Source organism: Thioalkalivibrio sp. AKL12 (assembly GCF_000377925.1).
Taxonomy (GTDB): Bacteria; Pseudomonadota; Gammaproteobacteria; order Ectothiorhodospirales; family Ectothiorhodospiraceae; genus Thioalkalivibrio; species Thioalkalivibrio versutus.
In genome coordinates, this window is sequence record NZ_KB898894.1 from 15175 (window position 1) to 41925 (window position 26751).

Annotated in this window: 23 protein-coding genes, 1 tRNA gene and 1 pseudogene; 20 read left to right on the forward strand and 5 right to left on the reverse strand. The window is 64.5% G+C overall.

Annotated elements, in window-relative coordinates; all coding sequences use genetic code 11:
- The first annotated feature begins 8 nt into the window (after positions 1 to 8).
- Together D579_RS0105810 and D579_RS0105815 are read left to right on the forward strand one after the other, a co-directional pair.
- Positions 9 to 1277: a phosphatidylserine/phosphatidylglycerophosphate/cardiolipin synthase family protein gene (locus tag D579_RS0105810; RefSeq protein ID WP_018951377.1), complete on the forward strand. Its 1269-nt coding sequence runs from the start codon at positions 9 to 11 to the stop codon at positions 1275 to 1277.
- Positions 1278 to 1310: 33 nt separating this feature from the next.
- Entirely contained in the window at positions 1311 to 1856 is a 546-nt protein-coding gene (locus D579_RS0105815; RefSeq protein WP_018937697.1) for a cyclin-dependent kinase inhibitor 3 family protein, read from the forward strand.
- A gap of 15 nt (positions 1857 to 1871) precedes the next feature.
- Here D579_RS0105815 and D579_RS0105820 read toward each other — a convergent pair whose 3' ends face one another.
- From D579_RS0105820 to D579_RS0105830, 3 genes are read right to left on the reverse strand one after another with little or no spacing between them, the layout of a single operon-like run.
- Positions 1872 to 3128, reverse strand: coding sequence for an FAD-binding domain-containing protein (locus tag D579_RS0105820; RefSeq protein WP_018951379.1), 1257 nt, complete (start codon positions 3126 to 3128; stop codon positions 1872 to 1874).
- Positions 3125 to 4084: an NAD(P)/FAD-dependent oxidoreductase gene (locus D579_RS0105825; RefSeq protein ID WP_026289450.1), complete on the reverse strand. Its 960-nt coding sequence runs from the start codon at positions 4082 to 4084 to the stop codon at positions 3125 to 3127. The genes D579_RS0105820 and D579_RS0105825 overlap by 4 nt, the downstream gene beginning before the upstream one ends.
- Positions 4085 to 4090: 6 nt before the next feature.
- On the reverse strand, positions 4091 to 4864 hold the full coding sequence (locus D579_RS0105830; RefSeq protein ID WP_018951381.1) for an SDR family NAD(P)-dependent oxidoreductase: 774 nt from the start codon (positions 4862 to 4864) through the stop codon (positions 4091 to 4093).
- 210 nt (positions 4865 to 5074) lie between these two features.
- Between D579_RS0105830 and D579_RS15450 the strand changes: the two are divergent.
- Both D579_RS15450 and D579_RS0105850 read left to right on the forward strand, forming a co-directional pair.
- A pseudogene (locus D579_RS15450) lies at positions 5075 to 6607 on the forward strand (FAD-binding domain-containing protein).
- Positions 6608 to 6748: 141 nt separating this feature from the next.
- Complete coding sequence (locus D579_RS0105850; protein WP_019568315.1) at positions 6749 to 7417, forward strand: bifunctional 2-polyprenyl-6-hydroxyphenol methylase/3-demethylubiquinol 3-O-methyltransferase UbiG; 669 nt, start codon at positions 6749 to 6751, stop codon at positions 7415 to 7417.
- On the opposite strand, the gene ubiG is transcribed toward D579_RS0105850, so the two are convergent.
- Entirely contained in the window at positions 7364 to 8122 is a 759-nt protein-coding gene (ubiG, locus tag D579_RS0105855; RefSeq protein ID WP_018951386.1) for a bifunctional 2-polyprenyl-6-hydroxyphenol methylase/3-demethylubiquinol 3-O-methyltransferase UbiG, read from the reverse strand. The genes D579_RS0105850 and ubiG overlap by 54 nt on opposite strands.
- A gap of 123 nt (positions 8123 to 8245) precedes the next feature.
- On the opposite strand from ubiG, the gene D579_RS0105860 reads away from it, so the two are divergent.
- From D579_RS0105860 to D579_RS0105910, 11 genes are all read left to right on the forward strand, one after another.
- A complete protein-coding gene (locus D579_RS0105860; RefSeq protein ID WP_018951387.1) occupies positions 8246 to 8878 on the forward strand; it encodes a DUF429 domain-containing protein in 633 nt (210 codons plus the stop codon).
- A 522-nt stretch (positions 8879 to 9400) separates the two neighbouring features.
- Positions 9401 to 10531, forward strand: a complete 1131-nt coding sequence (cfa, locus tag D579_RS0105865) for a cyclopropane fatty acyl phospholipid synthase (RefSeq protein ID WP_018951388.1) — start codon at positions 9401 to 9403, stop codon at positions 10529 to 10531.
- The gene (locus D579_RS0105870) at positions 10528 to 11865 is read left to right on the forward strand and encodes an FAD-binding oxidoreductase (RefSeq protein ID WP_018951389.1); all 1338 of its coding nucleotides are present in this window, start codon (positions 10528 to 10530) and stop codon (positions 11863 to 11865) included. Before cfa ends, D579_RS0105870 begins: the two co-directional genes overlap by 4 nt.
- Before the next feature lie 217 nt (positions 11866 to 12082).
- A tRNA-Val gene (locus tag D579_RS0105875) sits at positions 12083 to 12159 on the forward strand.
- A 146-nt stretch (positions 12160 to 12305) separates the two neighbouring features.
- Positions 12306 to 13871 carry a phospholipase D family protein gene (locus D579_RS0105880; RefSeq protein WP_018951390.1) on the forward strand — a complete coding sequence of 522 codons (1566 nt, stop codon included), beginning with the start codon at positions 12306 to 12308 and terminating at the stop codon, positions 13869 to 13871.
- Between the two features lie 49 nt (positions 13872 to 13920).
- A complete protein-coding gene (locus tag D579_RS0105885; RefSeq protein WP_018145771.1) occupies positions 13921 to 14469 on the forward strand; it encodes an RDD family protein in 549 nt (182 codons plus the stop codon).
- A 49-nt stretch (positions 14470 to 14518) separates the two neighbouring features.
- Positions 14519 to 15706, forward strand: a complete 1188-nt coding sequence (locus D579_RS0105890) for an NAD(P)/FAD-dependent oxidoreductase (RefSeq protein ID WP_018951391.1) — start codon at positions 14519 to 14521, stop codon at positions 15704 to 15706.
- A gap of 139 nt (positions 15707 to 15845) precedes the next feature.
- A complete protein-coding gene (locus tag D579_RS0105895; RefSeq protein ID WP_018145769.1) occupies positions 15846 to 16850 on the forward strand; it encodes a class I fructose-bisphosphate aldolase in 1005 nt (334 codons plus the stop codon).
- Positions 16851 to 17306: 456 nt separating this feature from the next.
- Positions 17307 to 19040, forward strand: coding sequence for a thiosulfohydrolase SoxB (gene soxB / locus D579_RS0105900; RefSeq protein WP_018951392.1), 1734 nt, complete (start codon positions 17307 to 17309; stop codon positions 19038 to 19040).
- A gap of 105 nt (positions 19041 to 19145) precedes the next feature.
- Positions 19146 to 20222 (forward strand): 23S rRNA (cytidine(2498)-2'-O)-methyltransferase RlmM, encoded by a 1077-nt coding sequence (gene rlmM, locus D579_RS0105905; RefSeq protein ID WP_018951393.1) that lies wholly within the window; start codon positions 19146 to 19148, stop codon positions 20220 to 20222.
- A 224-nt stretch (positions 20223 to 20446) separates the two neighbouring features.
- The gene (locus tag D579_RS0105910; RefSeq protein ID WP_018951394.1) at positions 20447 to 21856 is read left to right on the forward strand and encodes a magnesium transporter; all 1410 of its coding nucleotides are present in this window, start codon (positions 20447 to 20449) and stop codon (positions 21854 to 21856) included.
- Between the two features lie 105 nt (positions 21857 to 21961).
- Here D579_RS0105910 and D579_RS0105915 read toward each other — a convergent pair whose 3' ends face one another.
- Positions 21962 to 22381, reverse strand: coding sequence for a secondary thiamine-phosphate synthase enzyme YjbQ (locus tag D579_RS0105915; RefSeq protein WP_018951395.1), 420 nt, complete (start codon positions 22379 to 22381; stop codon positions 21962 to 21964).
- A gap of 220 nt (positions 22382 to 22601) precedes the next feature.
- On the opposite strand from D579_RS0105915, the gene D579_RS0105920 reads away from it, so the two are divergent.
- The 5 genes from D579_RS0105920 to D579_RS0105935 all read left to right on the forward strand — a co-directional run bounded on the left by D579_RS0105920 (position 22602) and on the right by D579_RS0105935 (position 26609).
- Positions 22602 to 23894: an integrase arm-type DNA-binding domain-containing protein gene (locus D579_RS0105920; RefSeq protein WP_018951396.1), complete on the forward strand. Its 1293-nt coding sequence runs from the start codon at positions 22602 to 22604 to the stop codon at positions 23892 to 23894.
- Positions 23891 to 24298 carry a hypothetical protein gene (locus tag D579_RS0105925; protein ID WP_018951397.1) on the forward strand — a complete coding sequence of 136 codons (408 nt, stop codon included), beginning with the start codon at positions 23891 to 23893 and terminating at the stop codon, positions 24296 to 24298. Before D579_RS0105920 ends, D579_RS0105925 begins: the two co-directional genes overlap by 4 nt.
- 83 nt (positions 24299 to 24381) lie before the next feature.
- Complete coding sequence (locus D579_RS14660) at positions 24382 to 24579, forward strand: AlpA family transcriptional regulator (RefSeq protein WP_081621693.1); 198 nt, start codon at positions 24382 to 24384, stop codon at positions 24577 to 24579.
- Positions 24580 to 24907: 328 nt separating this feature from the next.
- On the forward strand, positions 24908 to 25099 hold the full coding sequence (locus tag D579_RS15225) for a hypothetical protein (protein WP_231376840.1): 192 nt from the start codon (positions 24908 to 24910) through the stop codon (positions 25097 to 25099).
- Positions 25092 to 26609 (forward strand): DUF3987 domain-containing protein, encoded by a 1518-nt coding sequence (locus D579_RS0105935; RefSeq protein WP_018951399.1) that lies wholly within the window; start codon positions 25092 to 25094, stop codon positions 26607 to 26609. The genes D579_RS15225 and D579_RS0105935 overlap by 8 nt, the downstream gene beginning before the upstream one ends.
- Positions 26610 to 26751 lie beyond the last annotated feature (142 nt).

A 26751-nucleotide genomic window follows, 5' to 3' on the forward strand; every position in this document is an offset into this window, starting at 1 on the left:
GAGACCCCATGCGCTACGTCCTGCTCCCGATGGTGTTGATTTCCCTGATCTTTGCGCTGGGGAATGTGGTGCTGTTCAACGCGTTGCCGAAACCGGACCGGCTGAAAGAGCCGCTGGCGCTGGAGTACGGGACTTCGTCGGAGCAGTTCCGGCGGGACATGGGCCTGCTCCTGCAGCAGCCGATCGTGAGCGGCAACCGCATTGACCTGTTACAGGACGGCGAGGCCATCTACGCGGCCAAGATCGAGGCGATCGAAAACGCCGAGCATTCGGTCACCTTCGAGGTATACGAGTACTGGGGCGAGCAGGCGGCGATCTTCTCCGAGGTCCTGGCGCGTGCGGCGGAACGCGGGGTTCGGGTGCATGCCATGCTGGATTTCCTTGGTTCGCGCGATGCTGACCCGGAGATGTTCGAGCGCATGGAAGAGGCCGGGGTGGAGCTGGTGCGCTGGCGCGAGCCGTCCTGGTACCAGTTATCGCGCTTCAATCACCGCACGCACCGCAAGCTATTGGTGGTGGACGGTCATACCGGTTTCATTGGGGGAGCCAATGTGGCCGATCCCTGGGTTGACGGTGACGACCGCGATGGCTATCGCGACAATCACTTCCGCATCCAGGGCCCGGTGGTCGGCAATCTGCAGGCGGTGTTCCTGGAGACCTGGCTGGACGCCACGGGGCGGATGCCCACCGGCGAGGCGTATTTCCCCGAGCTGTCCGAAATGGGGGATCGCGACGCCCAGATGGTTAACAGTGCCCCGCGCGAGGGGCGTCACCGGGTACGCCTGATGTTTCTGCATGCCATCGCCGCGGCGGAAGAGCACATCACGATCGGCACGGCCTATTTCTATCCCGATCCGCGGTTCCTGGAGGTACTGGAGGAGGCGGCCGACCGGGGCGTCCGTATTCGCGTGCTGGTCCCGGGCGACAGCATGAACTTCGGTTTCTTCCGTCATGCATCGGTCAATCGCTGGCGGCCGATGCTCGAATCCGGGGTGGAACTGTACGAGTATCATCCGCGCATGTACCACTCCAAGCTGATGGCGATCGACGACCGCTGGGCCAGTATCGGCTCCGCGAATCTGCACAACCGGTCGTTTCGCCTGAACGACGAGGCCAACCTGAACATCTGGGACGAAGGCTTCGCCCGCGAGATCCGCGAACAGATCGAGGTGGACAAGGCCGATGCCGAGCGCCTGACCATCGAGGACTGGGAGAACCGGCCGCTGCGGCGCCGCCTGGCGGGGTGGATCACGCACCTGATTGGTCCCTACCTTTGATTCATTACCACCATGTTTCCGCAGGAAAGCACCGTGACACTGACGACCACCCATTCGGCAGACACGCTTGAAATCGGCACGATCCACCTGCTGGAGGGTGGCGCGATCGGTATGACCCGTTGCCCTGGCAAGCGTCGGGATCGCGAGGTCTGCGAGGCGCGGGATGTACAGGCGGATCTGGTGGCCCTGTCTGGCTGGGGCGCAACTGCGGTCGTGACCTTGAACCAGGAGGGTGAGCTGGAAAGCCTTGGCGTACGCGATCTGGGGAAGGCCGTGCAGGCTGCGGGCATGCGCTGGCTGCATTTGCCGATCGGTGACATGGCGGCCCCCGACCGACCCTGGGAAGAGGGCTGGAAGGACATCGGACCACGGGTCCACCAGTGGTTACAGGCCGGGGAGCGCGTGGTTTTCCACTGCGGAGGGGGGCAGGGCCGAGCCGGGACCATTGCCGCCCTGACCCTCATCGAACGCGGATTGGCGTCGGAAGACGCCATTCGAGAGGTGCGATTGGCCCGCCCCGGCGCGATCGAAAGCATCGATCAAGAGCGCTACCTGCTGAATCATCCGCGCCCGACCTGATCGGACTGCCTGGCGCTACAAGCCGTTGCGGGCGAGCAGTGCGGGGATCTTGCGCTTGAAGCGGAAGAACCCGTGGGTTGCATGGGGCCAAGCGAGATCGTCCCACGTCCGGCGCAGGGGGATGATCTCGATTCCGTCTTCCGCCAACTCGTGCGCAAGAGTATCGAGGGCGTCGGCCAAGGGCCCGACGGGCGCCTCGGGTGTGGCAATGGTGGTCACGCTGGCGGCGACGCACTGCACGCGGAGGGCATCAGCGTGTGGCCGCGGGAGCACGGATGCGGGCTTTTGCAGGGCCTCGCCCGCGTGCTGCACCGCGTCCTTGGCCAGTGCGTCGACCCAGGTGGCGGCCTTGGGACCAAACGGCCAGGGCATGTCGGGGTGACCACGCGGAGTGACGGCGACCGCGGCCACGTTGGTTCCTTTCGGGAGCAATTCATGGCCATTGAAGTCGTCTCCGTGAAGCAGGAGCAGCACGCGCCGGTCCCGCGGTAGAGTTCGCGGTGCGGGCAGCGCTCCGGGCGGAGGTGGGGCCTCGTCGCGGATCGCGGGTGCCTGGGGCGCCAGGCCGGTGGGGCGGAATCGGTTATCGGTAAAGCGCGCGATGTTGTCGGCACTGGCCTGGTAGGTCTTGCCCGGCGTTTGGATGCCGGCGATCCAACGCCAGCCTAGGGTGTTCGAGGCTGGGTCGGCATCAAGCAGGTGACGCATGAAGAAGTCCGCCCCAAGGGTCCATGGAAGCCTCAACGTGAAAATCCAGATGGAGGCGAACCACATGCGGGCGTGATTGTGCAGATAGCCGGTTTCGACCAGTTCGCGGGCCCAGTGATCGAACCCCTCCAGCCCGCTGCGTCCAGCCTCGGCGGCAGCGACCGCCTCGCGCAACCCGTTGTCCCTGGCGAGGCGCGCCTGTTCGATGTCGCGCTCGTCTAGGAATGACCGCCAGACCTGGGGGCGCATCTGCAGCCACCCTTTCCAGTAGGTGCGCCAGAAGACCTCCTGGACAAATTTCTCGGCCGCCTTGGGTGAATGGTGGGCGAGCACCTTTGCGATCACCTCGTGTTCGGTAATGGCCCGATGGCGGATGTAGGGCGAGAGCAGGGATACGTTGTCGCGTTCACCTGGACCGGGGTCGCGGTTTCGCTGAGCCGCGTAGTGACGACCCGCGAGGGGGGCGAAGTCCGAGAGCCGTTCCAGGGCGGCTGCCCGCGTCGTGGGGAAGAAGGCGGTGTGACCATCCGGCGCCTGGCCGGTGGACTTGAAGGGGCTGGTCACTGGGCGTGCCGGTCCGGCGCCGGAAGGGCTTGAAGGACCGTGTCGGCCAGTGCTTCGCCGCTGTCGAATGCAGCTTCTACCCGCGGCCCCAGGGCCCAGTCGCCGCAGGCGCCGAGCCGTTGCTCCGCGTCCCAGAGACAGGACTGGTCGGCGGCCTGTTCGACCCGTGCGTATAGCCATCTATGGACCTGATGCTGGAGGAGGCGGGCTGAGCCGAGCAGGGGCCGGAGGGCCGTCAGCAGCGGTTGCGCTAGCTGATCGGGGCCTTTCTGGATGTGCTCACGGGACCAGTCTGGGCCTGCGTGGGCCACGAGCGTCTCCGGTTTTGCGTTGCGGCCGGGTTTGGTGTTGTTGCGGGCTACCCAGGCGAGCGGTTGCCCGGAGAGTTCCTGCGATGGTCGGTCCATTGTGATCTGGCCTTCGAAAGCTGCCAACAGCGCAATGCAGGGTGCGTAGCGAACCCCGTCGAGCTCCGGAAAGCCCATTCCGGCGGTAACCGCCAGTTCGGCGGCCTGGGGTGCTGGAAGCGCAAGCAATACTGCGTCGAATGGTCCGTCCAAGTCGGCGTTCTCCGACGGCCTCTCAACTCGTAGATGCCAGCCATCGACTGACCGTAGAAGCGTCTCGACGCGGGAATTGAGCCGCACGTTTAGAGGGGTGGCCAGGGCGTCGGCCGGGGCTGTCATGCCAGGGCAGCCCACCAGCCGGCCGTCTCCCCAGGTCGCTACGACACCTTGCTGCTGCCAAGCCTGGACCTGTCGCGCAAAGCGTGCGCCGCGGGCCGTGAAAAACTGGGCACCGTGATCGAAAGTCAGGTGATTAGCGCGCCGGGTCGCCATGCGCCCGCCAAGGCCCCGGCTCTTCTCCAGCACAAGGCAGTCATGTCCGGCATCATGCAGGCGCCGGGCGGCAGTGAGCCCGGAGATACCGGCGCCAATGATCGCTATGCGTGCCAAACCCCGTTAGCCGCCCGTTTGCACCAGAGGTCGCACACGGGAGAAACCGCCATCCACTGACAGGATCTGTCCGGTTACCCATTCGGCTTCGTCGGACAAGAGCCATGCGGCGGCCCGTGCGAGATCCTCCGCCTGCCCGTAGCGTTGCAGCGGATACTGCGCCGTGATCTGTTGCTCGGCAAGCGGTGACGCAAACAGGCGTTCGGTAGCTCCCGTCCGGGTCAGACCCGGGGCGATGCCGTTGATGCGGATGCCGTGACCGGCGTAGGTCGCGGCAGCGGCGGGGACCAGGCTGGCGATGGCGCCTTTGGCCATGGCGATTGCCTCGTGATTGGAGACCCCGATCTGAGCGACGACGGAGCTGAACAGGACGGCACTGCCGGAGGGTTCGTTGGCTTGTAGCCGGGCCTTCACCCAGGCTCGAAGGGTGTAGAAGGCGCTGTCCTGGTTGGCGGCAATGCAGGCGCGGTACTGCGCCTCCGTCGTGCGGTGCAAGGGCGCCAGAAGCGCGCTGCCCGCGCAGTGGGCGAGTTGCGTGGGGGACTCTCCGAGATGTTCGGAGGCCTGGGCCACAGCCCGATCCGCGCCTTCCGCGGTGCTGACATCCGCGACGATTGTGTATGCCTGGAGGCTCTCTGGCAGGTGGGCACACAGGGTTTCCAGTCCCTCGGCGTCTCGCGAGATCAGGGCGATCCGGTCCCATGCGGGATCGAGTGCCTGCAACAGCGCTCCCGCCACGCCGCCGGTGGCGCCGGTCACCAGTAACGTACGTCCGCTCATCGGGCGTGGCTCCTGTCGGATGGTTCCTCGGGGCAAGACAAAGCGTTCGTCCTGTGCCGGACGAGCAAGTTCAATGTCGGGTTTCGTGCAGCCATTGGGCTGGGGCTCGAGCGAACCTGGCGGCATGCTGGGGAGTCTGCACTGGGAAAGGCTGGGCCGGCGCCTTCGATGCAGGCCGGTTCAGGCCCCATGTTCCAGAGTCCATACCGAATACCCGAGCCCGTCCACCTCGTATGGTTCAAGCGCGATCTGCGCGTCGATGATCACGCCCCGCTCCAGCACGCCGCACAAGCGGGGCCCATACTGCCGCTGTACATCGTGGCACCGGGTTACTGGGAGCTCTCGGACACCAGCCGGCGTCACTGGGATTTCGTCCGCGCAAGCCTACTGGAACTGGACCAGGCCGTGTCCGAACGGGGTCGACCTCTCGTCGTGCGTGAGGGCGATGCGGTGGAGGTGCTCGAACAACTGTGCGAAGAGATCCCTGTGGTCTCGGTGTACAGCCACCAGGAAACCGGAAATCGCTGGACCGATGACCGTGATGGCGCGGTCGCGCACCTGCTTCGCCATCGCGGCATCCCATGGCGGGAGTATCGCCAGCATGGGGTAGTCCGAGGTCTGCGTAACCGCGATGGCTGGGTGTCCCAGTGGGAGGAATTGATGCGCGAGTCCGCGTTTGTACCGCCCGGGGCCCTGGCCGCCGGACCCGCCGTGGCGGGTGGCGTGGAGCGCCTGCCTCGCTGCCCGAAGGGTGTGGTGGCAGATGCCGTGACCGAACTGCAGGAACCGGGCTCGGAGGCAGGACGCGGGGTTATGCGCGATTTGCTGCGGGAACGCGGGCAGCGTTAGGCCGGCGGTATCAGCAGCCCCGGCCGTGCCTGGACGGCAAGTTCCCGCCTGAGTCCGCATCTGGCCTATGGCACGGTTTCGTTACGTCGCGTGCTGCAGGCCTTGCGTGACCGCCAGATTCAGTTACGGGCACCAAGCGGCCAGGATCGCCGGCAGGCCGCGTGGTGAAAGTCGCTGCGCCAGTTCGAAGAACGGCTGCACTGGCACTGCCACTTCCTGCAGAAGCTGGAAGATGCCCCGGACATCGAATTCCACAACCTGCACCGTGCGTGTGATGGCCTGCGCGAAGACGCCTTTGACGAGCACCGATTTTGTGCCTGGAAGGATGGCCTCACAGGATATTCGCTGGTCGATGCGTGCATGCGCGCGATGGTCGTCGCGTTCGCCTCGTATCGCCTCTGGCTCCACTGGCGGCGACCGGCGCTGCATCTGGCTCGCATGTTCACGGGCTACGAGCCGGGCATCCACTACAGCCAGATGCAGATGCAGTCCGGCACGACAGGCTTTAACGCACTGCGAATCTACAACCCCGTGAAGCAGTCACTGGAGCAGGAGCCGGAAGGCCAATTTATTCGTCAGTGGGTGCCTGAACTGGCAAGGGTGCCGGGCGACTGGATTCATCAGCCATGGAAGATGCCGGAAAGCCTGCAGCGCCAATCCAGTTGCCGCATCGGACACGATTATCCGGCGCCCTTGGTGGATCATAAAGAGGCTGCGAGGAGGGCACGTGAACGCTTCAAGGCGGTGCGGGGAAACGGTGCTTTCCGCCAGCAGAATGCTGGCATCCATCGGCGTCATGGCAGCCGGCGTCGACTCTCGGCGCGTATCCAGGGCCGGGCGGGGCAGGGGCGTGCGCGGGATCAACTGGATCTCTTTCCGGACCCGGATCCATGAGTGGCTTCCGGACCTGTCGATTTGGCGCTTCCGGGTGGTCCGATCATCGTGCCCCGTCATGCGGTAGGGTGGCGCATCGCGGTCGGCGCGCTTGCACGGCCCCGCCGCGACAACCCTCCCCTGTACCTGGCGAAACGTTCCATGCGAAGCGCAATCTATGATTTTCTGATTCTCCGGCTGACGGCGCGCTGGTACGCAGCCGCACTGGATCGGATGCCCGAGGGGGCCCGGGTGCTGGACGTTGGCATCGGCACGGGCGGGGCGTTGCTGGCGAATGCTGGGGACGTGAGGCGTAAGCGGTTGCGCCTGACCGGGATCGATATCGATGGCGACTATGTCCGGCGGGCTCGGCGGCGTCTGGCGGGATCGCCGCTTGTGGACAGCGTCGAGGTGTGGAAGGAATCCGTGTATGACCACGTGGCTGGGCCCTACGACGTGGTGTATTTCTCTGCGAGCTTCATGCTGCTGCCCGATCCGGAGCGGGCCCTGCGCCACTGCAAGGGTCTGCTGGCAACCGGTGGCCGGTTCGTGTTCACGCAGACGATTCAACGGCGCACTGTGCGCTGGATGGAGACGCTGAAGCCCTTGCTACGGCGGATCACGACCATCGATTTTGGGCATGTGACCTACGAGGCCGATCTCCGCGCGCAGCTCGCCGCCGCGGATCTGGTGGTGGAGGAATGGAGCGTGCTGGCCACCCATGGGTCGCGCGCTTCCTGCCTCGTGGTGGCGTGTCCGGCGAGCGAAGACGCCGGATTAGGCAGGGGGCTTGCGCGCCAGGATCATGTAGTTAACGCTCATGGATCGTGACAACCACATCCGGCGGTTGAGCGGATTTACCTTGACCCCTGTCTGCGCCGCGGGTTCCAGGCCGTCCCGGGCGAGCAGCTCCCGTGTTTCCCGCGGCGTCACAAAGCGCTTCCATTGATGGGTGCCCCGGGGCAGGATGCGGAACAGGTACTCGGCGCCGACAATCGCCACCACGAATGAGACCGGACTCCGGTTGATGGTGGCCACAAAGGTGTGGCCGCCGGGGCGGAGCATGCGGTTGACGCTCCCCATGAACGCGGGCAGGTCCGCGACGTGTTCGACCACCTCCATGTTGAGGATCACGTCGAAGGCTTCCCCGCGTGCGGCGAGGGCCTCGGCGGTGTTGACCTCGTAGCGGACATCCAGGCCTTGTTCTTCGGCGTGATGCCGCGCTGCGGCGATGTTGCGGTCGACGACATCCACCCCGAGCACGTCCGCGCCCAGGCGGGCCATCGCCTCGCTCAACAGGCCGCCGCCGCAGCCGATGTCCAGCATGCGCAGGCCGGCCAGGGGGTGGTCGGCTTCCGGGTCCCGTCCGAGCGAGTGGCAGAGCTGATCCCGGATGTAGTCGGTGCGCAGGCGATTCAGCACGTGCAGGGGCCAGAGTCTGCCATCCGGTTGCCACCACATCTCGGCCAGGGCGCGGTAGCGCTCCACCTCGATGGGATCGACGGTTCGGTCGCGTTCAACATTTGGAGCGTTCATCGGGGCCCTACTCACAATTCCGGTAGCGATCTCTATCGGACCATGCGATGCCGAGTTTGATCGCACCCCGCTGCGATCGATGCGATCGTGGGTCCTCTGGAGTAGGGGACCGAGGGATTTAGAATGGCGCAGATGATCATCGGGGTGGACCTGTCCGGCCCGGGGAGTTCCTTGCATACGTCGGTCGCTGTGTTCCGCGAACAGGGCGGGGGACTCCAACTGACGGAGCTGCTTGCGGGAGCGAACGACCAGGCCATTCTGGACCAGGTGCCGGCCGGCGCGATTGTGGGGCTGGACGCACCACTGTCGTATTCCGCCACCGGCGGCAGCCGCGAGTCGGATCAGGCCTTGCGCCGTCTGGCTGTGGGGCTGGACCTCCCGGCAGGGACCGTAATGGCCCCGTCGGCGCCACGTATGGCCTATCTGACGCTGCGCGGTGTGGCCGTCAGCCGAATGCTCTGTATGGAACGCCCGGATGCGCGAGTGGTGGAGGTGCATCCAACCGTGGCCATGGCCCTGCGAGCGGCCCCTGTCGCCGCCTTACGGGCCATGAAGAAGGATCCGGCGGCGCGCCAGATACTGCTCGCGTGGCTTGAAGCGAGGGGACTGGCTGGTGCGCAGGATCTTGGGGGCGCCAGTGACCACTCGGTGGCAGCCTGTGCCGCGGCCCTGGCCGCCTGGCAGTGGAGCCAGGGCAAGGCCGCGTGGAGCTATCCGGCGCAGCCGCCATTGCATCCTTTTGACTTTGCCTGCTGAGCGGACCTTGTCCTCTCGAAATGTCCCGGGTGCGGGCGAAGTTTTGACCATGACCATATCGAGGCAGCGGTTGGTTTTAGATCCGGGAAATCGGCGCGGTTACGCAGTCCAATCCCGTCGCTCAGAAGACTTCGGCCCGCCCTCTGGACAGCGATAACACCCATCGGATGAACCCCGTTCGGGGCTTGGTGCCGAAACCGTATTTGCACCACTTGATCAAATGAATGGATCTCTCGGTTTGGAGATTGTGCGTACCGACAGAGTGGCCGAGCAGAAAACGTTGTTCGTGTCATCCGGCCGGTCGTCGACAGGGCGTCCCCGAATGCACTGACTGGAATCCTGAATGATAGTGTCGTTGCAGTGGCGAAGGGCGCGTGGCATGGACAAACCCTCGCGGTGATGTGCTATCCACAGTAGCCTGGGTTTTGCATGGGGCCATAGTCTTGCGCTTCTCGAGTGGCAGGCCCTGCGCTCAGGCCGGTGCCGCAAGCCGGCCATCCGATTTCTGCAAGGAGCACGAACATGTCAGCAAGACAACAAGTCACGCAGCTGTTACGTAGCGCTGACGTCGAGGTCGGGGGGCAGCGGCCCTGGGATGTCCAGGTCCACGACGAGCGGCTGTATCGGCGGATTCTGGCGGAGGGGTCGCTCGGCGCCGGCGAGGCCTATATGGAAAGCTGGTGGGACACCGAGCGGCTCGACGCGCTGTTCTTCCGGTTGCTTCGGGCACGTTTGGACCGCGAGGTGCGCAGCCCGGCGGTGCTCGGCCGGGTGCTGCTGAGCTGGCTCGCTAATGAGCAGAGTCGCCGGCGCTCGCGGCGGGTCGCGGAGCAGCACTACGACCTCTCGAACCGGCTCTACGAGTCCATGCTCGGGCCGACCATGCAATACACCTGCGCCTATTACGGCCCCGACGGGGCTGACGCGACCCTGGACGAAGCCCAGCGCGCAAAGCTGGACCTGATCGCGCGCAAGCTGCACCTGGAGCCGGGTATGCGCGTGCTCGAACTGGGCGGCGGGTTCGGCGAGCTGGCCCGGTTTCTGGCCGCGGAGCACGGATGCGAGGTGGACAGCTACAACATCAGCAGTCAGCAGGTGGAGTACGCGAGAGGGCTTTGCGAGGGCCTGCCGGTCGACGTTCGGCAGCAGGACTACCGCGAGGCGGCCAATGAATCCCGGGAATACGACCGTGTCCTGAGTGTCGGTCTGATGGAGCACGTCGGGCCGAAGAACTTTCGCGCCTTCTTCGATCTGGCCCGGGCCCGCCTGAAGCCCGGCGGCCTGGCGCTGGTCCACACCATCGGCGGCAACATTAGCCGTGGCGGCACCGACCGCTGGATCGCCAAATACATCTTCCCCGGTGGCGTGATCCCATCCGAGGCGCAGCTCACTCGGGCCAAGGAGGGGCTGTTCGTGCTCGAGGACTGGCACAACTTCGGCCCGGACTATGACCGCACCCTGATGGTCTGGGACGACAATTTCGTTGCCGCGTGGCCGGATCTGAAACAAAGCGAAGGCCTGGATGAACGCTTCTACCGGATGTGGCGCTATTACCTGTTGAGCTGTGCCGGCGCCTTCCGGGCGCGCCAGCTGAATCTCTGGCAGCTCGTGCTCAGCCACGGGGATCTGCCGCGTTACGAGCCGGTCCGATGAGCAGCGCCGCCTGGGCCGCCCACCGCAATCGTGTGGAGGCGATGGCCGCGGCGCTGGCCGGGTCGGACGGACCGGTGCGCCTGAGAAAGTCGACCAGCAACCTGTTCAGGCCGCGCGAGGAGGCCCGCCGGACGGAGATCGACGTGGCTTCGCTCAACCACGTGATCGAGATCGACCCCGAGGCCTGCATTGCCGAGGTGGAGGGCATGACGACCTATGCCGACGTGGTCGACGCAACCCTGCCGCACGGCCTGTCACCGGCCATCGTGCCCGAGCTCAAGAGCATCACGGTCGGCGGCGCGACCACCGGGATCGGCATCGAGTCGGGTGCGTTCCGCTACGGCCTGGTGCACGACACGGTGGACGAGCTCGACGTCATGGTCGCCGACGGTCGCGTGTTGACCTGCTCGCGCGAGCATCGCCCGGAACTGTTCTACGGCTTTCCGAACTCCTACGGCAGCCTCGGTTACGCCACCCGGGTCCGACTGCGGCTGATTCCGGTGCAGCCCTATGTCCGGCTCGAGCACACACGCTTCCGCGACCCCGAAGAACTGTTCACGGCGATCGCCGAGGAATGCGCGCATCCGACCTGTGCATTTCTCGATGGCGTGTACTTCGCACCCGGCGATTACGTGCTGACCCGCGCGCATTGCGTGGAATCGCCGCCGGCGGGCACCGAGGCCAGCGACTACACCTGGATGCGCCAGTACTGGCGGAGCCTGCGCGAGCGGCGCGAGGATTATCTGAGCATCCACGACTACCTCTGGCGCTGGGACACCGACTGGTTCTGGTGCAGCAGGAATGTCGGCGCCCACCTCAAGCCGGTGCGGCTGCTTCTCGGGCGCAAGCGCCTGTCGAGCGTGACCTACCAGAAGATCATGCGCGCCAGCCGCCGCTGGCCGCTGAGTCTGCTCCATGCGGTTCGCCCGCGCAGCGAGTCGGTGATCCAGGACGTCGACATCCCGATCGCCAGCGCCGCGGCGTTTCTGGCCGATTTCGAGGCCGAAATCGGGATCCGTCCGGTGTGGATCTGCCCATTTGTCGTGCCCGAGGCCGGGTTCTCGTTGTTCCAGCTGCGTACCGATACCGCGTACATCAACTTCGGCTTCTGGGACATGGTCCGCTCCAGCGAGCCCGATGGTTATTACAACGCTCGGGTCGAGGCACTGGTCGCGAAGCACGGCGGCAAGAAAAGCCTGTACTCGCGCAGCACCTACGACGAAGCCACCTTCTGGCAGAACTACGACCGCCCGGCCTACGAGGCCCTCAAGCGCGAATGCGATCCCGAAGGACGCTTTCCGGGACTCTATGAAAAGGCGGTGCAACGGGGCTGAGGCCGGTTGGGTCTCGAGGTCGGAACCGCTCGTCCACACCCTGGTGCGTCGCGCGCCGGGAAACCGCGGCGACCGGCAAGAGCGCGATCGACGGTCAATGCAGCGTTGCGCGTCCAGGGTGCCGTGGGCCGACCCCGTTAACGCGGCACGCAAAATGCGTTAACGGATGCTTTGACAGGGGGCGGGGAGTCGGTAGAATACGCGGCTCGAAGACGACAGGCGCGTAGCTCAGCTGGTTAGAGCACCACCTTGACATGGTGGGGGTCGTTGGTTCGAGTCCAATCGCGCCTACCAGATTGTGAAGAAGCGAGTCAGGGTCCGCCCGGCTCGCTTTTTTTATGCCTGGGCGGGCGGTATCGACAGGCCGCGTACGCGGCGTCAGGCTGGCACCGGGCGTGCTATTTGATAAAGGGGGCATCGCGTCGGGCGATTGCTTGTTCATGCGTGATTCGTACCGGTTTTCCTGGCTTCTGGCAGTGCTGCTGTTTCTGGCACTCGCGGCGGGTTGTGCGCCGTTGCAGCCGGCGCCGGAACGCGGATGGCAAGCGCTGGAGCCCCCCGCCTCAGAAGGACCGCTAGCGGAGTGGCTGGAAGGATTTGCGCCGGCCCGCGATCAGGGCAAGACGGGATTCCGGCTGCTGGACGAGGGGGCCGAAGCCTTCCGCTGGCGGGTGATGAGCGTGCGCATGGCGCGCGAACGAATCCAGGTGCAGGCCTATATCTGGCGCGACGATGCTGCCGGACGGGTGTTGATGGGCGAATTGCTCGGGGCGGCCGATCGTGGCGTTCGGGTCTCGTTGCTCCTGGATGACGTCGACGCGCGTGGGCGGGACGCGACGCTGGCCGCGATTGCGCAGCATCCGAACGTTGAGGTTCGGATCTTCAATCCCTTCCGTACGCGCGAGGGCCTGCTGCGGGCCAGTGCCGAGTTCTTTTTTCGTGGTAGCGACCTGAACCACCGGATGCACAACAAGGCCTGGGTGGTGGACGGGCGCCTGGCGATTACGGGCGGGCGCAATGTCGGGGACGAGTACTTCGAGGCGAGCCCCGATTACAATTTTGCGGATCTGGATCTGGTGGTGGTGGGGCCGCTGGTGCGCGAGATCGACCGGTCGTTCGTGGAATTCTGGAACAGTCCGGGCGCGATCGGAGTCGAGCGCGTTGCGCGAAAGGACGGTTCGCCGGAGCGCCTGGCAATGCAGCAGGGGTCCTTGCGAGCCTGGCTGGCGCAGAATCACACCCATCCCCTGATGCAGATGGAACCCTTGAATGGGCAACCGGTGCCGCAGCCGATTGCCGACCCGGCGGCATATGTGTGGACGACGCAAGCCGAGTTCGTGGTCGATAACGAGGCCAAGGCGCGTGCACGAGGCGATGGCTCGCGCGTTGCGGACGCCCTGGGTGAGCGGCTGCTGGGGGTGGAGAAGGAACTGCTGATCGTCTCGCCGTACTTTGTGCCGGGGCGCGACGGGACCGCCCAGCTGTCGCGGATGAGCGAGTCGGGGGTGCGTGTACAGGTGCTGACGAACTCGCTGGCGGCCAACGATGTGGCCTTTACCCATGCCGGCTATGCGCGACGGCGACATGCGTTGCTGGATGCACGCGTCGAGCTGTTCGAGCTGCGTCCGACCGGGCCGCCGCGCTGGGCGCGCCTGGAGCGCGATCGCGGCATCGACGCCTCGCAGGCCAGCCTGCATTCCAAGCTGCTGGTTTTCGACCGCGAGGAGGCCTTTGTCGGCTCGTTCAACCTGGACCCGCGCTCGGCGCATACCAACAGCGAGTCCGGTGTGTTCCTGTCCGAGCCGGTTTTGGTGGAGCAGCTGGCCGCGCTGCATCAACGGGGGATTCGACCGCAGGTGGCCTACCGGGTGGAGCGGGATGCATCCGGTGGTCTGGTATGGCGGGACGGTTCCGGAAATGCCTACCGTCAGGAGCCCAAGGCGGGTCTGTGGCGTCGGTTTGTGTCCGGGATGACCCGGATCCTTCCCGTCGAGCCGTTATTGTAGGCGGACCGTCCCGGCGAGAGCGCACAACATAAAGGGAGAGCGAGACATCATGGATTGTGGACAGTGTGGCAAGCAGAACCCGCCAGAGGCGCGGTTTTGTATTCAGTGTGGTGCGCCACTGGCGGCCGGAGTCGGTAGTGACGACGGCCCGCCCGAGGCGCGCGCGGCCTACGGTGGCTTCTGGGTGCGCGTGGGGGCCTATCTGCTGGATGCGGTGATTATCGGTGTGCCGCAGATCGTGGCGCAGGCGCTGATCAGCCCGGAGACCCTGGCTGCGCGCGGGCCGGATGATCCCGTGCCGCCGGGGGAGGCGGCCTGGTTTCTGGTGAATGTCGTGGTGGCTTGGTTGTACTGGGCCGGCATGCACAGCTCCCAGTACCAAGCGACGCTGGGCAAGATGGTGTTCGGGCTGCGGGTGGTGGACTTCCAGGGCGAGCGGATCTCGTTCCTGCGTGCGACCGGGCGGCATTTCGCGACCATCCTGTCCGGGCTGATCCTGATGATCGGCTACATCATGGTGGCCTTTACCAAGCGTCGGCAGGCCTTGCATGACCTGATCGCGCAGACCCTGGTGGTGCGCAAGGAGTGGGTGCGCTGATTGTGCCAGGGACGACGCCCGACTCCCGGTTCGAGCCGCAGCGCGCGCCATGAGTGAGGCGGCGAAGCATTTCGATGTGGTCGTGATCGGGGGCGGGGCGGCCGGGCTGATGTGTGCCCTGACGGCGGGCGCCCGCGGGCGCCGGGTGCTGGTGCTGGACCACGCCAACCGGGTCGGGAAGAAGATCCTGATGTCGGGCGGCGGCCGCTGCAACTTCACCAACATGTACTGCGAGCCGGAGAATTTCATCTCCGCGAACCCGCATTTCGTGAAGTCCGCGCTCAGCCGCTACAGCCAGTGGGACTTCGTCGCCCTGGTGGACAAGCACGGCATTCCCTACCACGAGAAGAAGCTGGGCCAGCTGTTCTGCGACCATTCGTCGAAGGACATCGTGCGGATGCTGCTGGACGAGTGCGCGGCGGCCGGTGTCGCGGTGCGCACCGACACGCCGGTGACGGATGTAGAAACGGGCACGCCGCACCGCCTGCAGGCCGGTGCGGAGGCCATTGCCTGCGAGTCGCTGGTGATTGCCACGGGCGGCTATTCCATCCCGCGCATGGGGGCCACCGGATTCGGGCTGGACCTCGCGCGCTCGCTGGGGCTGCCGGTGCAGCCAACCCGTCCGGCCCTGGTGCCGTTCACCCTGAGCGGGCGCCCCCTGGAGGAGCTGGAGGGGCTGTCGGGGGTGGCGCTGGATACGGTGACGACGGCCGGGGGCATGGGGTTTCGCGAAAATCTGCTGTTCACGCATCGGGGATTGAGCGGGCCGGCGGTGTTGCAGGCGTCGTCCTACTGGGAGGAGGGACAGGCGGTGGCGATCGACCTGTTCCCGGGCATCGATCTGGCGGCGCATCTGCGCGAACTGCGCGAGCAGCGTCCGAAGCTGGAGCTCAAGAGTGTGCTGGGCGAGCAGCTGACGCGCCGGGTTGCGCAGCGCTGGTGCGAGTTGTGGGTGGAGAACCGGGCGCTGGAGCACTTGAGCAACGCGGATATCGAGCAGGTAGTGGCCGCTTGTCAGCCATGGACGGTGTGGCCTGCAGGGACCGAGGGTTATCGCACGGCGGAAGTCACCCTGGGCGGGGTGGACACCGCTGCGCTGTCATCCAAGACGATGGAGTGCCGGACGATCCCGGGCCTTTACTTCATTGGCGAGGTGGTGGATGTAACCGGGCACCTGGGTGGCCACAACTTCCAGTGGGCTTGGGCCTCCGGACACGCCGCGGGCGACTACGCCTGAGCGGTTTTCGTGCGCCGTGCACACGGCCTTTCGTGCTGTTCCGGAAACTGTGGTGGGGTTTTCCCTGTCGGGTTGGAAGAACCCGCGGAGGGTGACTACTCTTCGAAGGCAGTCCCACGCAGAAATCCAAGGAGCAGGCATGAAGATCGATCAGTTGGTAGAGACGGCCGAAGCGATGGTGGCTCCCGGCAAGGGCATCATCGCCATTGATGAATCCACCGGGACGATTGCCAAGCGCCTGGGCGCGGTCGGTGTCGAGAATACCGAGGAGAACCGCCGCACGTACCGCGAGCTGTTGCTGACGACGCCGAAGCTGAAGGAGTACATCTCGGGCGCGATCCTGTATGACGAGACGCTTCGCCAGTCCACCCGTGACGGCAAGCCGTTCGTGGACGTGATGAACGAGGCCGGCATCCTGCCCGGCATCAAGGTCGATACCGGCGCGAAGGATCTGGCCGGCTTCCCCGGGGAGAAGGTGACCGAGGGCCTGGACGGGCTGCGCGAGCGGCTCGAGGAGTACGCGCGGATGGGGGCCCGGTTTGCCAAATGGCGCGCGGTCATCACCATTGGCGAGACCATGCCCACGGATACCTGCATCGAGTCGAATGCGCATGCCCTGGCACGGTATGCCGCACTGTGCCAGGAGCACGGGATCGTGCCGATCGTGGAGCCGGAGGTCCTGATGGATGGCGACCATGACATCGAGACCTGTTACGGCGTGACCGAGGCGACCCAGCGGGCCGTGTTCCGGGCGCTGTACGAGCATCACGTGCTGCTCGAGGGCACCATCCTCAAGGCCAGCATGGTGCTGCCGGGCAAGGACTGCCCCGAGCAGGCCAGTGTCGAGGACGTCGCCCATGCGACCCTGCGCTGCCTGGAATCCGCCGTGCCGGCGATCCTGCCGGGGGTGGTGTTCCTCTCGGGCGGGCAGAGCGACGCCGATGCCACCAATCACCTGGACGCCATGAACCAGATCGGTGGGACACCGTGGCCGCTGTCCTTCTCCTATGGCCGTGGCATGCAGCAGGCCGCGATGGAGCTTTGGGGCAAGGATCCCGCCGCCAATTTCGAGAAGGCCCAGCAGACGGTGTTCGAGCGCGCCCGGGACAACGGGCTGGCGGCCCAGGGAAAGTACGGGGCCTGAGGTCGCCGCCTGCCAACCGCGGTGCGCAAGCGCGGCAAACGGATCGCCGTATATATTGATCTGGATCAAGAAAGACCGTCGGAAGGCTGGCTAGCCTGAGATCGTCGGATCCGATCCTCGGCCTAGCAAGGGATGCACGATCCCCCAGCGTGCGCTGCGGGCCGATTGCTTCCGACGGTGTATGTCGCGTCTTGGCCTGCTATCTCCGGATGGCAGGCTTTTTTGTGTCTGCACCGGTGCGAAATGTGACGGGCGTGGCAAAAAGATGGAAATTCGCCAACACTCAGGAAATGGCGTGTTTTCCTCCCGATCTCCATCAAACATCGCGAAAATACGCTGTTGTTATGTCCATTCCCCCGTCCGGTCCGGGGAACATTCGCGGTGGCCGTGCGTCGTGAGCTTGGTAAGGGGTGCGATTGGCGTCCCGGATAAAACCAAGCCACCAAGGAGATCCATATGAGTCTTACGCGCAGAGAGTTTCTCGAAGCCATGGTCGCGGCCAGTGCCGCCGGCTTCTCGATGAATGCCTGGGCAGGCGAGAAGGGGTCCTGGAAGCCGGCCGATGCAAACATGTACGACCTGCCGAAATTCGGCAACGTGTCGCTGCTGCACTACACCGACTGCCACGCGCAGCTGAAGCCGGTGCACTTCCGCGAGCCGGACGTGAACATCGGCGTGGGCGATATGCAGGGCAAGCCGCCAGTGCTGGCCGGCAAGGAAATGCTGGAATATTTCGATATCCAGCCGGGCACGCCGCTGGCGCATGCTGTCACCCATATGGACTTCAAGTATGCGGCCGAGAAGTACGGTCGTCTGGGTGGGTTCTCCCATCTGTCCACGCTGGTCCAGAAGCTGCGCGCGGATCGCCCGAATTCCCTGCTGCTGGATGGTGGCGATACCTGGCAGGGCTCCGCCACGTCGCTGTGGACGAACGGGCAGGACATGGTCGATGCGCAGAAACTACTGGGCGTGGACATCATGGTCGGCCACTGGGAGTTCACCTTCGGCGACGAGCGGGTGATGGAGATCATCGAGAACGACTTCAAACCCAACAACATCGAGTTCCTGGCGCAGAACATCGAGGATCGCGACTGGGGCGACCCGGTGTTCGAGCCCTATACCATCCGCGAGATGAATGGCGTGCCGGTCGCCGTGATCGGCCAGGCGTTTCCCTATACATCCGTGGCCAACCCCGACTACATGTTCCCGGACTGGAGCTTCGGCATCCGCGACGAGAACATGCAGCGCATGATCGACGAGTGCCGCGAGAAGGGCGCCAAGGTCGTGGCGATCCTGTCGCACAACGGCATGGTCACCGACATGGAGATGGCGCGTCGCCTGCGCGATGTGGACATCATCATGGGCGGGCACACGCATGACGCGGTGCCGGGCGCGATGGAGATCGAGAATGCCGGTGGCGAGACCACGCTGGTCACCAATGCCGGCTCCAATGGCAAGTTCCTTGGTGTGATGGATCTGGATGTGACCGACAGCGGCATCCGCGACTACAAGTTCACCCTGCTGCCGGTGTTCTCCAACCTGATCGAGCCGGACGCCGAGATGGAGGAGCACATCCGCACAGTGCGCGAGCCCTATGAGGACAAACTGAATGAAGAACTGGCCGTAACCGACGGTGTTCTCTACCGCCGCGGCAATTTCAACGGCACCTTCGACGAGGTCATCATGGATGCGATGATCAAGGAAATGGATGCCGAGGTGGCCCTGTCGCCCGGCTTCCGCTGGGGCATTAGCGTCCTGCCGGGTTCGCCCATCACCTTCGAGGAGTTGATGACGCAGACCGCGACCACCTACTCGGAGACGCAGCGCAACGAGATGACCGGTGCGCAGCTGAAGAATGCCCTGGAGGACGTGGCCAACTCGATCTTCAATGCCAACCCCTACCATCACCGCGGCGGGGACATGGTGCGGACCTCCGGCATCGAATACACCATCGATCCGCACGAATCGATGGGTAGCCGTATCAGCGACATGCACATCAATGGTGAGCCGCTGGACCCGGACAAGAACTACGTGGTGGCCGGCTGGGCCAATGTCCACGAGCCGCTGGATACCGATCCGGTATGGGATGTGGTCGCCGGGTATCTGCGCGATCGCGACACCATCAGCCCCGGCAAGCCCTACCTGCCGAAGCTGAAGAACGTGGCGGGTGATCCTGGTCTGGATCGCTGATCAGCGTTTGGCTTGGCCTGTGCAAGCGGGCCGGGTAGTCTCGCAGCCGCCGTGCACCATTGGGGTGTGCGGCGGCTTTTTTGTGTGTGGGAGAGGGGTTCTGGGATGGGAACGAGCGGATCAGGCTTTTCCGGCCTGCTGCTGTATTGTCGCGCGGGCTTCGAGGCGGACCTGACGGCCGAGCTGACCGACCGCGCAGCGCGCGCGGGGCTGGGTGGCTTTGCGCGGGTGCAGCCAGGCAGCGGGTACGTCCATTTCGAGCCGGCCGGCTGCACGGTGGAGGGGCTGGCGCGCGCCTTGCCCTTCGAGGAATTGATCTTTGCGCGGCAGGTCTTTCCGGCGTTGCCCGCACTCGAGGGCCTGGATCGCGCGGATCGGCTGACGCCCATCATCGAACAGGCGTTTGCAGCCGGATGCCCGGTGGATTCCATCTGGCACGAGATGCCCGATACCAACGAGGGCAAGGGCCTGCGCCGGTTGATCAAGGCTGTGGAACGCCCGCTGGCCTCCGTCCTGCGCAAACGCGGGGTGCTGCGGGCGCAGGCAGGCGGGCTGCGCCTGCATGTGTTCTGGCACTCCGGCGACTGCGTGCAACTGGGCCTTAGCCGGCCCGGTGAACGCAGCGAATGGCCGGGCGGGATCTTGCATCTGCGCTCGCCGCGCGAGGCGCCCAGCCGGTCGACCCTGAAGTTGGAGGAGGCCTGGCACACCTTCATCCCGCGGGGGGCCTGGGACACGCGCCTGGCGCAGGGGATGCAGGCCGTGGACCTGGGCGCGGCTCCGGGCGGCTGGACCTGGCAGCTGGTGCGACGCGGTATGTACGTGCACGCAGTAGATAATGGCCCGATGGATGCCCCGTTGATGGCAACCACCCAGGTGGAGCACCACCGCGAGGACGCCTTCTCCTGGGTGCCACCGAAATCAGTCACCTGGCTGGTCTGCGACATCGTGGACAAGCCCTCGCGGGTGGCCGCACGCATGGCGGACTGGCTGGAGGCCGGCTGGTGCCGCGAGGCCATCTTCAATCTCAAGCTGCCGATGAAACAGCGCTGGAAAACCGTATACGACTGCCTCGACCACATCGAGGAACGCCTGCTGGATGCCCGAATCACCCACCGGATGCGGGCGCGCCAGCTCTATCACGACCGCGAGGAGATCACCGTGCATGTCGAGCGGGGCTGAATTGGATGTACTCGCCCTGACGCGACCGTTTTGCGTCCGAAATTGCACGAATAAGCGTCTCATTGGGCGGTTTTTGTGGTCAAAAAAGACGTGGAGTCAGGTGGTTACCGTGGTCCGACCCTGGCGGTCACCCGTCGGGCCGGGCGGTGGCCATGTACCATATGTCAGGACCGCAGGAGAGGGTTGCGGTTGGACCCCTGCACCTGGACTGAAGAGGCCTGCTAATGACTCCCGCCACCGAAGACGCCCCTGATCCGCAACGGGAGACTTCGGTTCCGGCCAGTGACGGTTCCGCCACGATCGAAGAGTTGTTGCTTGGCCTGCAGGCGCAGCTCGCCGAATCCGACTCCCAAGCCGCTGTCTGCGATTTCCTGCAAGGCCTGGATGAACAGGCCATCGCCTTGTTGCTGGAATCGTTTCCATTCCGTGAGCGGGAACGCATCTGGTCCTGCATACCTCAAGACCAGCGCGGGGAGGTATTGGCCGAAGTCGGCGTGGATGCCCGCGAGCATTTGATGGCGGACATGCCGGTCGAGGAGGTCACGGCCCTGGCGCAGGATCTTCCACCGGAAACGGTGGCGGAGCTCCTGGACACGATCGACGATCCGATCCGCGAATCCGTGATCGAAACGCTGGCCGCGGGAGTGCGACACCATGTCACGACGCTTCATGGCTACGATGACGATGCGGTCGGGCGTTACATGGATCCCGAAACCACCAATGTGAAACCGGATGTAACACTCGAGGCCGTTCAACGGTTTGTACGCATTAGTCACTCGCTGGACAGCGAGTCGCAGGAATTGCTGGTCACGGACAAGGATGCCCGCCTCGTTGGCTCGCTACGTCTGGTCGACCTCGTGCGCAACCATCAAAAAAGGACGGTTGCCGATTTCATGTACATGCCGACGTGCCTGCTCGACACCATGGATATCCGCAGGGCGGCAACCATCCTGCGTGCCCGGGAACTGCCGTTTGCGCCCGTGGTAGACGCCGAAGGCGTCCTCGTAGGTCAGCTGAACATGAGCCACATCATGGAGATCGTGCGCGAGGATGCGGACGCGACCCTGCTCGGGATGGCCGGGGTCAAGGAAGAAGGCGAGCTGTTCGCACCGATCCGGTTCAGTATTCGCAGTCGCGGTATCTGGCTCGGCATTAATCTGGCAACGGCCTTTCTGGCCGCCTACGTCATTGGCCAGTTCGAGGCCGTGCTCTCGCAGGTCGTCGCCCTGGCGGTACTCATGCCCGTGGTGGCCAGCATGGGGGGTATTGCCGGGAGCCAGACCCTGACCGTGGTCATCCGTGGCCTGGCCATGGGTCAAATCGCCGGTACGAATCGTTGGTGGCTCTTGAACAAGGAGCTGTGGGTCGGCCTGGCCAACGGGATTATCTGGGCATTGGTTGTCGGCCTGGTGGCCCATTTGTGGTTCCAGGACCTGGCGATCAGCCTCATCATCACGCTGGCGATCATCATCAACATGACGGTGGCCAACGTGGCCGGGATCACCATACCGCTGACCTTGAAACGCCTCGGCATGGACCCCGCACTTTCCGGAGCGGTCATCCTGACCACCGTCACCGACGTGGTCGGATTTCTGTCATTCCTGGGGCTGGCGACGCTGCTGATTCTGGTCTGAGCTTCGTGTTTCAAGCCTTCCCGGGCCTCGCGGCATTCGCCGATCCGGGTACGCGTTGATGAGGTCCGGGATTACGGTGCATGTCGAGCGGGGTTGAGGCGGGTTCTACTCGCCCTGGACCGTGATCGTGAGCTTGCGCGTGTGGGCGGCGTAGCGGTGTTCCCAGAGGAACAGGCCCTGCCACTGGCCGAGGATCAGGCGGCCCTGGCCGACCGGAACGGTCAGGTCGTTGTGCGTGAGCATGGCGCGGGCGTGGGCGGCCATGTCGTCGTCGCCTTCCATATCGTGGCGGTAGGCAGGATCGCGGTCCGGGGCCATGCGTGCGATCAGGGTCTCCAGGTCATGGCGCACGTCGGGATCGGCGTTCTCGGTGACGAGCAGGGAGGCGCTGGTGTGATGCTGGAAGACGTGACAGGTGCCGGTGGTGATGCCGGAGGCGCGCACAATGTGCTCGACCGCCTGAGTAATGTTCAGGGTGCCGCGTCCGCGGGTTTTCTCGGTCAGGGTGTCCTGGTAGACGGCCATGCGTATTCCTCGAATACAAACAAAAAAGCGCCCGTAGGCGCTTGATTGGTCGATCTAAATTGGTGGAGGCGGCGCCCGCCGCCGTGGGGTTGCGTCCTGTAGCGCCAAGTAACGCAAGCCCCTGAACGCGCACAGTTTAACCCTTGCCCCTTGTAACGTGAAGTAACGACGCGTAGCATCCGATAACACGCCCTTTGTTGGGTAGGTTGGAGGTTACGTAATGCCAAAGAAAGCCAAGGAACTGACCGCCACGCAGGTGCGGAGACTGACCGCTAAACCGGGGCTGCACGCCGTGGGCGGAGTCTCCGGCCTGCTGTTGCAGGTCACGAAGTCCGGCGCCACGTCCTGGGTGCTGCGTTACTCCACCGGAGAGATGCGCCCCACGGCCAGCGGGAAGGCGTATGCCGTCCGGCACGATATGGGGCTGGGACCGTTCCCGGAAGTGACGCTTGCGCAGGCGCGTGACGCGGCGCGAGGGGCCAAGCAACAGATTCGGGAGGGTATCGACCCGGTTGCCGAGCGAAAGGCCGCGAGAGACGCCACCAGGGCCGCACAGACGAAGCGTAAGACCTTTGAGCAGGTTGCCCGCGAATGCCACCACGTCAAGGCGCAAGACTTCCGCAGCGAAAAACACCGCGCCGACTGGATTGGCTCGCTGGAACGGTACGCGTTCGAGAAACTGGGCAGCCTGCCGGTGGACGCTATCGAACTGCCGCACGTTAAAGACGTCCTGGACCCGATCTGGACCAGCAAGACCGAGACAGCCACGCGCGTGCGCCAGCGCATTGAATCCGTGCTGACCTTCGCCACGGTCTCCGGCTATAGGGAAGGCGAGAACCCGGCCCGCTGGGACGGCAACCTCAAGGAGGTTATGCCGAATGTGGGCAAGCGCAAGCGGACCAAGCACCACCCCGCATTGCCCTGGCAACGGGTGCCGGAGTTCATGGCCGACCTGCACACGCGCGAAGGCGTAGGGGCGCGGGCGCTAGAGTTCGCGATCCTGACGGCGGCCCGTTCTGGCGAAGTGCGCAAAGCAACGTGGGATGAAATCGACCTTGCCGCCCGCGTCTGGACGATCCCCTCCGAACGGATGAAAGCAGGCAAGCCGCACCGTGTGCCCCTAAGCGATCACGCGGTGGCCCTGTTGGAGTCTCTGCCGCGCATGGAGGGCGGCTATCTGTTCGCGGCCCCGCGTGGTGGCGTGTTATCGGATATGAGTATCAGCGCCGTCTGCCGCCGCATGGGATACACCGAACCCACCACGGGGCGCGTGGTGGTGCCGCACGGGTTCCGTTCATCGTTCAAGGACTGGGCACGGTCCCGTACCGCATACCCGGATGAAGTCTCGGAACTGGCCCTTGCCCATGTGAACAGCGACGCCACCCGCGCGGCCTATGCTCGCGACGAACTACTGCCGCAACGGTCGCGGCTGATGGTCGATTGGGCGGGGTTCCTGGATGAGGGGCCACCGAATACGGCCACCGTGGCAACCATTGGGCAGGCGACGGCATGAACGATACCGAAGTGAAAAGGCACCTACGCGCCGCCCACCGGGCTGACCCCGAGGCGTTCGACGCCCTGCTGCGCGAATACCAGGAGCGCGGCCCGGAAGCATTCGCGGCCCCGAAGCCGGGCACGAATGCAGGCAAGCCGGGCGATATGCACGTGGTCCGGGCGCTCCTACTCGCGCGAACAATGAACCGCACGGAGCAGGGCGAATCCGAACGGGCCGTGCTGCGTGATGTTGCGGACAATGCCGACTTTTGGAAAAACCACCAAACGGGCAATTTTGGGGTATTCGATAACTTTGAAACCACAAAAACCCATCTAAGAGCCGCGAAACAAAAGTACAAGACTGACCCGAAGTTCCGCGAAGACGTGGACTTTTACCGCTGGGCATTGACCGAACTGGGTTAGCAATACCGGCGACGATATTCCTAACCCGCCCCGCCTTTTAAGAACCTGCACCCGTTGTTACTGATAAACACGAGGTGCAGACAATGACCCACCAAAAGCCGACCCACCTAAGCGATAAGCAAATCGCGGACCTTTACAACGTCCATCCAAAAACCCCTTGGCGCTGGGCGCGTGAAGGCAAGTTCCCGAAGCCAATCAAACTCACGTCCGGCTGCACGCGGTGGCGCGTGGCCGATCTGGAAGCGTGGGAAGTTGAACGGGAGGGCGGGCACGATGCTTGAAGCAAAAGAAAGCCCCGCCCCGGAGGCAACCGGGAACGGGGCAGAGATGAGCGGGCGGCTCGGTCCTAATTATAGCACCGGCACTGCTCCGGTCCACAATCTTCTCGACCGTCTGGACAAGGTTAAACAGAACGGGCCTGGCCGATGGATGGCTTGTTGCCCGGCGCATGGTGATAGGTCCCCGTCTTTGTCCATTCGCGAGACCGATGACGGCACTGTCCTAGTGCATTGTTTCGCGGGTTGCGGTGTGCCTGATGTTATGGCCGCCGTGGGTCTCGAAATGCGGGACCTGTTCCCGGAAGACCCCAGCCGGGACCACCGCCGCCCCATGCGAGGCACGCAGCGCCGTCATGTTCCGCGCGATGTTCTGTCTGCACTTGCACAGGAGGCGCTGCTGGTGATGGTGGCCGCTGAGGCGGTCCATCGTGGTGAATCCCTCGCGGATACCGACCTCGACCGCCTGTCGCAAGCCGCTGGCCGTCTGCGTGCTGCGGCGCGGGAGGTGGGCTGCGATGTCTGAGAATCGAGGCGTGACCTATCTGGACCAGCAAGTCCAGAAGATGAACGCAAGTGCCAGCCAGTGGCCCGAAGCGGTGGACCTGTTCGGGAACCTACAGCCCGAACCGTTCCCCGTGGATTGTCTGCCCGACGCGATTGCCGACTTTGCGAAGGACCAGGGCGAACTGATGGGCGTTGATCCCGGCGTAGTCGGCATGGCCGCGATCACGGTTGCCGCAGCCTGCACGGATGACCGAATCCAAATCCAGCCGAAGCGGCACGATCCCACCTGGACCGAATCCGCGCGCCTGTGGTTTGCAGCCGTGGGCCAGCCGTCCGCCAAGAAGTCTCCCGCACTGTCGAAAGCGATGGGGCCAGCGAACAGCGTAGATGCGGAATGGCGCAAGGAGTCCAACAAGAAGCGCCAAGAGTATGAGCGCACCCTGAAGCGGATGCAGAAGGAAGAGCCGGACAAGATCCCGCCTGACGCGCCCGTGTACAAGCGCCTGATCTTCGGAGACACCACCGTCGAGAAGATGGGGGCCGTGATGGCGGAATGTGAACCGCGCGGCGTGCTGGTCTTTCGCGATGAACTGACCGGCTGGCTGTCGAGCATGGACGCCTACAAGAACGGCGGCGGTAAGGACCGGGCCGATTGGCTGGAAGCGTACAACGGCGGCCCGAACAGTATCGACCGGGTTAGCCGAGGTTCGACCTTCATCGAGAACTGGTCCGCGTCCGTGGTGGGCGGCATTCAACCGTCCGTTATTCACGACTACGCGGGCAACAGCAACCACGACGGGATGATCCAGCGTTTCATGATCCTGTTCGCGCGGGATGCGCAGCGCGGGGAGGATCGCCACCCGGACATGGACGCCAAGCGCGCCTACAAGGACGTGATCGAACACCTCGCGGGGACTAAGCCGGGGTTCGACGTGGTGAAGCTGTCAGAGGGCGCACACGACGTTAAGGAGGCCTTGTGGGATCGTCTGCACGCCGTCACCCAATCGCACCCCAATCCGTTCCTGACGGCGGCCCTCGGTAAGTGGGAAGGGCTTTTCTCTCGCCTGCTGCTGACATTCCACGCTATCGACTGCGCGACCGAGGGCACACACCCGTCCAGCAAGGAGGCGAGCGCCACCAATGCAGAGCGCGTCTCCGATCTATTGTGGGGCTGCCTGCTGCCGCACGCCGTCCGGTTCTACCAGGAACTCGACAACATCGAAGACAACGCCCGAACGGTTGCGGGGCTGATCCTGGCGCGGACCTGGGAGCGGTTCACCGTCAAACGGGACATGGACCGGAATCTACGTGTCTCCCGTAAGTGGAAGCCCTGGGAGCTGGACGAAACCATGCAGCGGCTTCAGTCCTACGGCTGGCTTTCGCCGGATGGCGACAAGCTAAACGAGCGGGGCCGTCCGGCTGCGTACATGGTGAACCCGAGCGTACATGCGCGCTTCGCTGCTGTGGCCGAACAGGAACGCCAGCGCCGCGAACAGGTATCCACCCTGATGAAAGACCTCGGCGGCTAAAAATGTCGGCAATGTCGTATGCGCGTGCGAGTACTAATAAACCTTCTCCCTTTCTTTCTCTGTGTCTGGGCTGGCTTTGTTATTCGCTACGTGCGCGCATACGACAAATGCGACATTCCGCACACCACCACCAAAAGAGGTA

Excerpts from the sequence above, each read along its gene's own strand:
- rlmM (WP_018951393.1), top strand. The coding sequence starts at position 19,146 with ATGGGAACGAGCGGATCAGGCTTTTCCGGCCTGCTGCTGTATTGTCGC.
- D579_RS15225 (WP_231376840.1), top strand. The coding sequence starts at position 24,908 with ATGCGAGGCACGCAGCGCCGTCATGTTCCGCGCGATGTTCTGTCTGCA.
- D579_RS0105810 (WP_018951377.1), top strand. The coding sequence starts at position 9 with ATGCGCTACGTCCTGCTCCCGATGGTGTTGATTTCCCTGATCTTTGCG.
- D579_RS0105915 (WP_018951395.1), bottom strand. The coding sequence starts at position 22,381 with ATGGCCGTCTACCAGGACACCCTGACCGAGAAAACCCGCGGACGCGGC.
- D579_RS0105880 (WP_018951390.1), top strand. The coding sequence starts at position 12,306 with ATGCGTGATTCGTACCGGTTTTCCTGGCTTCTGGCAGTGCTGCTGTTT.
- D579_RS0105890 (WP_018951391.1), top strand. The coding sequence starts at position 14,519 with ATGAGTGAGGCGGCGAAGCATTTCGATGTGGTCGTGATCGGGGGCGGG.
- D579_RS0105920 (WP_018951396.1), top strand. The coding sequence starts at position 22,602 with ATGCCAAAGAAAGCCAAGGAACTGACCGCCACGCAGGTGCGGAGACTG.
- D579_RS0105895 (WP_018145769.1), top strand. The coding sequence starts at position 15,846 with ATGAAGATCGATCAGTTGGTAGAGACGGCCGAAGCGATGGTGGCTCCC.
- D579_RS0105935 (WP_018951399.1), top strand. The coding sequence starts at position 25,092 with ATGTCTGAGAATCGAGGCGTGACCTATCTGGACCAGCAAGTCCAGAAG.
- D579_RS0105850 (WP_019568315.1), top strand. The coding sequence starts at position 6,749 with ATGCGAAGCGCAATCTATGATTTTCTGATTCTCCGGCTGACGGCGCGC.
- D579_RS0105885 (WP_018145771.1), top strand. The coding sequence starts at position 13,921 with ATGGATTGTGGACAGTGTGGCAAGCAGAACCCGCCAGAGGCGCGGTTT.
- D579_RS14660 (WP_081621693.1), top strand. The coding sequence starts at position 24,382 with ATGACCCACCAAAAGCCGACCCACCTAAGCGATAAGCAAATCGCGGAC.
- D579_RS0105830 (WP_018951381.1), bottom strand. The coding sequence starts at position 4,864 with ATGAGCGGACGTACGTTACTGGTGACCGGCGCCACCGGCGGCGTGGCG.
- D579_RS0105860 (WP_018951387.1), top strand. The coding sequence starts at position 8,246 with ATGGCGCAGATGATCATCGGGGTGGACCTGTCCGGCCCGGGGAGTTCC.
- cfa (WP_018951388.1), top strand. The coding sequence starts at position 9,401 with ATGTCAGCAAGACAACAAGTCACGCAGCTGTTACGTAGCGCTGACGTC.
- ubiG (WP_018951386.1), bottom strand. The coding sequence starts at position 8,122 with ATGAACGCTCCAAATGTTGAACGCGACCGAACCGTCGATCCCATCGAG.
- soxB (WP_018951392.1), top strand. The coding sequence starts at position 17,307 with ATGAGTCTTACGCGCAGAGAGTTTCTCGAAGCCATGGTCGCGGCCAGT.
- D579_RS0105910 (WP_018951394.1), top strand. The coding sequence starts at position 20,447 with ATGACTCCCGCCACCGAAGACGCCCCTGATCCGCAACGGGAGACTTCG.
- D579_RS0105870 (WP_018951389.1), top strand. The coding sequence starts at position 10,528 with ATGAGCAGCGCCGCCTGGGCCGCCCACCGCAATCGTGTGGAGGCGATG.
- D579_RS0105925 (WP_018951397.1), top strand. The coding sequence starts at position 23,891 with ATGAACGATACCGAAGTGAAAAGGCACCTACGCGCCGCCCACCGGGCT.